Origin of the sequence: Mangrovicoccus sp. HB161399 (genome assembly GCF_013184745.1) — a bacterium.
GTDB lineage: Bacteria > Pseudomonadota > Alphaproteobacteria > Rhodobacterales > Rhodobacteraceae > Mangrovicoccus.
In genome coordinates this window covers 1-787 of record NZ_JAATVU010000278.1, presented here as the reverse complement: position 1 = coordinate 787, position 787 = coordinate 1, and the positions used below count along the sequence as shown (strand labels likewise).

At 61.2% G+C, this 787-nt stretch carries 1 pseudogene; it reads right to left on the bottom strand.

The window, feature by feature from the left end:
- Nucleotides 1-719: pseudogene (locus tag HCC78_RS32870) on the bottom strand (transposase); the annotation flags it as partial.
- Nucleotides 720-787: the final 68 nt, after the last annotated feature.

Here is a 787-nt window from a genome sequence, read left to right as displayed (position 1 = left end):
GGTGCATTCGTCGATGATGTTGAGCATGCGGTAGGCGCGCCCATCCGCTGTCCTGTCCTGGACGAAGTCATAAGACCAGACGTGGTTCGGGCGTTCCGGCCTCAGCCGTACGCAAGATCCATCAGCCAGCCAGAGCCGACCGCGTTTCTTCTGTTTCGGCGGGACCTTGAGCCCTTCACGCCGCCATATCCGTTCCACACGCTTATGGTTCACACACCAACCAGCCTGAACCAGCATCCCGGTCACCTGCCGGTAGCCGTATCGGCCGTAGAGCCGTGCCAGTTCGATGATGTCCGCTGTCAGGCGTTCTTCATCGTGACGGCCAGCGGGGACCTTGCGCTGCGTGGAACGATGCTGACCGAGAGCCCGGCAGGCGCGGCGTTCGGAAACGCCGAGCTCCTGACGAACATGGTCGATACAGCGGCGACGACGCGAAGGGCTCAATAGTTTCCCCGTACTGCCTCCGACAAAATGAGCTTGTCCAGCGTCAGGTCCGACACTGCGCGCCGAAGCCGGGCATTCTCCTGCTCGAGCTCCTTCAAACGCTTCAGTTGATCGCGGCTCATCCCGCCATATTCACGCCGCCAGCGGTAGTAGGTCTGCTGCGTCACGCCGATCTGCCGAACCGCGTCCGAGATCTTCGCGCCCTGACCCTGCAGCACCTCGACCTGCCGCAGCTTCGTTATGATGTCTTCGGGCTTCTCTCGTTTGCCTGCCATCGTCGTAGTCCTCCGTGATACGGGATAAACTATCCCAAGGGGTGGACCACTTCAGTGGGGCAAGACCA